Source organism: Streptomyces sp. NPDC058157 (assembly GCF_042884105.1).
Taxonomy (GTDB): Bacteria; Actinomycetota; Actinomycetes; order Streptomycetales; family Streptomycetaceae; genus Streptomyces.
On the sequence record NZ_JBHVUQ010000353.1, the window covers coordinates 1 to 3,642 of the forward strand.

1 protein-coding gene and 1 pseudogene are annotated in these 3,642 nt (G+C 71.0%); both read left to right on the forward strand.

What is annotated here, in order from left to right; translation table 11 throughout:
* The first annotated feature begins 143 nt into the window (after positions 1-143).
* Positions 144-731 (forward strand): sugar transferase, encoded by a 588-nt coding sequence (locus ACFVXK_RS37560; RefSeq protein ID WP_389621558.1) that lies wholly within the window; start codon positions 144-146, stop codon positions 729-731.
* A 110-nt stretch (positions 732-841) separates the two neighbouring features.
* Positions 842-3,058 (forward strand): annotated as a pseudogene (locus ACFVXK_RS37565) (heterodisulfide reductase-related iron-sulfur binding cluster); the annotation flags it as partial.
* Positions 3,059-3,642: the final 584 nt, after the last annotated feature.

Sequence of the window (3,642 nt, forward strand, 5' to 3'; positions counted from 1 at the left end):
CCCGCCCCCCGCGCGGGGCGGCCGCGGCGGCCGCGCGCCCCCCCCCCCCCCCCCCGGCGGCGCCGCAGCCGAACGGGTTCCGGCACGGGGTGCGGCCGCGCGGCGCGAGGGGCCCGCGGCGGGCGTCCGGCAGCGTGCCTGGCATGCGCCTGATGCCGCCCCCGCCCGCCCGGCCGACCTGGCCGCGGCCGCTCCGGATCCCGCTCCGGATCCCGGCCCGGATCACCGTGCGCTGGCCGGCCAGGCCCCCGGCCAAGCGGGTCTGCGACCTGATCGGCGCGGTCCCGCTGGCCCTGCTGTGCGCGGCCCCGCTCCTCCTGGCGGCCGCCGCCCTGTACGGGGCCACCCGCGCGGGCGTCCTCGTACGGGAGCCCGCGCTCGGCCTGGCCGGCCGCCCCTTCCGCACCTGGCGGCTGCGCACCGAGGGGGCCGGCCGCCCCGGGGCCTGGGTGCGGCGGTGCGCCCTGGACGGGCTGCCGCAGCTGCTCAACGTGCTGCGCGGCGAGATGTCGCTGGTCGGGCCGCGCCCCGAGGCCCGTACGGACCACCCCGAACGCCTGCTCGTACGCCCCGGAATGACCGGATTGTGGCAGGTCGGCGCACGCTCCGACCTCCCCTGGGAGGAGATGGCCCTGCTGGACCGGCACTATGTGGAGAGCCATTGGCTGGGGACGGACCTCGCGATCCTCGCGAAGACCCCTCGGGCAGCCTTCCAACACAGGCGTGCCTGAGCGACACAGATCACCGCTCACTCACCTACAGTGCGGCGCGGGAAATGGGTAACCTCAAGCCTTGACTCAATAAGTTACCGCTTAGTAAGTCCCGCCCGAGGAGCCCTCCCATGCAACTCGCCGCGATCATCGTGTCGCTGGTCCTGTCTGTGGTCGGCGTCGCGCTGCTCGCCCGAGCCGTGGCGCAGATCTACCGGTTCGTGAAACTCGGCCAGCCCGTTCCGGCGGGCAGCCGCACCGACCGTCCGAAGGAACGGACGATCACCCTGGTCAGGGAGTTCCTCGGGCACACCCGGATGAACCGCTGGGGCATCGTCGGCTTCGCGCACTGGTTCGTCGCGATCGGCTTCCTGACGCTGCCGCCGACCCTGGTGCAGGCCTTCGGCCAGCTGTTCAAGGCCGACTGGCTGCTGCCGATCGTCGGCGACTGGCTGCCCTTCGAGCTCTACACCGAGTTCATCGGCGTGATGACCGTGGTCGGCATCGCCGTCCTGATGGTGATCCGCCTGCTCAACCTTCCCTCGCGCGCCGGTCGCAAGTCGCGCTTCGCGGGCTCGAAGGCCTGGCAGGCGTACTTCGTCGAGTGGGTCATCCTCACCATCGGCGTCGCGATCCTGTGCCTGCGCGGCCTGGAGGGCGCGATCCACGGCGTGGAGTCGTACGAGCCCGCGTACTTCGCCTCGTACCCGCTGGTCCTGGCGTTCAAGGGGCTCGGCGCCACCGGCATGCAGAACGCGATCTACTTCACCGCGATGGTGAAGATCAGCGTCTCCTTCATCTGGATGATCACGGTCTCGCTCAACACCAACATGGGTGTGGCCTGGCACCGCTTCCTCGGCTTCCCGAACATCTGGTTCAAGCGGAACGCCGACGGCGCGACGGCGCTCGGCGCCCTGCAGCCGATGACCAGCGGCGGCAAGGAGATCGACTTCGAGGACCCGGGCGAGGACGACGTCTTCGGCGTCTCCCAGGTCGAGCAGTTCTCCTGGAAGGGCATCCTCGACTTCTCCACCTGCACCGAGTGCGGCCGCTGCCAGTCGCAGTGCCCCGCGTGGAACACCGGCAAGCCCCTCTCCCCCAAGCTCCTGATCATGTCGCTGCGCGATCACGCGCACGCCAAGGCCCCGTACCTGCTCGCGGGCGGCGGCAGGACGATGGAGGGCGAGGAGAAGGCGACGGCCGAGCAGCTCGCCGGCGTCCCCGCCGCCGCGCTCGCCGAGGCCGAGCGCCCGCTGATCGGCACCGCCGAGGAGAACGGCGTCATCGACCCCGACGTGCTGTGGTCGTGCACCACCTGCGGCGCGTGCGTGGAGCAGTGCCCCGTCGACATCGAGCACATCGACCACATCGTCGACATGCGCCGCTACCAGGTCATGATCGAGAGCGCGTTCCCGTCCGAGGCGGGCACGATGCTCAAGAACCTGGAGAAGAAGGGCAACCCCTGGGGCCTGGCCAAGAAGCAGCGGGTGGAGTGGACCAAGGAGGTCGACTTCGAGGTCCCGATCATCGGCAAGGACGCCGAGGACCTCACCGAGTTCGACTACCTGTACTGGGTCGGCTGCGCGGGCGCCCTGGAGGACCGCGCGAAGAAGACGACGAAGGCCTTCGCCGAGCTGCTGAACATCGCGGGCGTGAAGTTCGCGATCATGGGCGGCGAGGAGAAGTGCACCGGTGACTCCCCGCGCCGCCTGGGCAACGAGCCGCTGTTCCAGCAGCTGGGCCAGGAGAACGTCGCCATGCTGAACATGGCTTTCGGCGAGGACGACGAGGACGAGTCCACCCGCAAGCCCAAGTCCGCGAAGCGGATCGTCTCCACCTGCCCGCACTGCTTCAACACCATCGCGAACGAGTACCCGCAGCTGGGCGGCGAGTACGAGGTCATCCACCACACCCAGCTGCTCCAGCACCTCATCGACGAGGGCCGCCTCACCCCGGTCACCCCGGTCGAGGGTCTGATCACGTACCACGACCCCTGCTACCTGGGCCGCCACAACAAGGTCTACACGCCGCCGCGCGAGATCATGTCCGCCGTCCCGGGCCTGCGCCAGCAGGAGATGCACCGCCACAAGGAACGCGGCTTCTGCTGCGGCGCCGGTGGTGCGCGGATGTGGATGGAAGAGCGCATCGGCAAGCGCATCAACAACGAGCGCGTCGACGAGGCCCTGTCCCTCAACCCGGACATCGTCTCCACCGCCTGCCCGTTCTGCCTGGTCATGCTGACCGACTCGGTCAACGGCAAGAAGAACGACGGCCAGGCCAAGGAATCCGTCCAGGTCGTCGACGTCGCCCAGCTCCTGCTGGAATCGGTGAAGGCCCCGGAACCGACGGAGGAGGAACTGGCGGCCGCAGCGGCCGAGGCGGAGGCCGAGGCTGCCGCGGAGGCGAAGGCCGCTGCCGAAGCGAAGGCTGCCGCGGAGGCCAAGGCAAAGGCGGAAGCGGCCGCGGACGCGGACGCGAAGGCTGCTGCGGAGGCCAAGGCTGACGCTGACGCGAAGCCGGACGCCGACGCGGAGACTGAGGCGGAAGCCGCCGAGGCTGCGGCGAAGCCGGACGCGGACACTGACATGGCCCCGGAAGCCGAGGCGAAGCCGGAGGCTGCCGCTGAGGCCGAGGCCGACGTGAAGCCCGAGGCGGACGCCGACACGGAGCCGGAAGCTCCGGCCGAGGCGAAGCCGGACGCCGAGGCGAAGGCCGAGGCGAAGCCGGAGGCTGCGGCCGACGCGGACACCGCGCCCGTGGCGAAGGCCGACGCGGAGCCCGAGGCCGGCGCCAAGGCGGAGGCGAAGCCCGAGGCCGAGGCCCAGGCCGCCAAGGCAGAGGCGAAGCCCGAGGCCGAGGCCCAGGCCGCCAAGGCAGAGGCGAAGCCCGAGGCCGAGGCCCAGGCCGCCAAGGCAGAGGCGAAGCCCGAGGC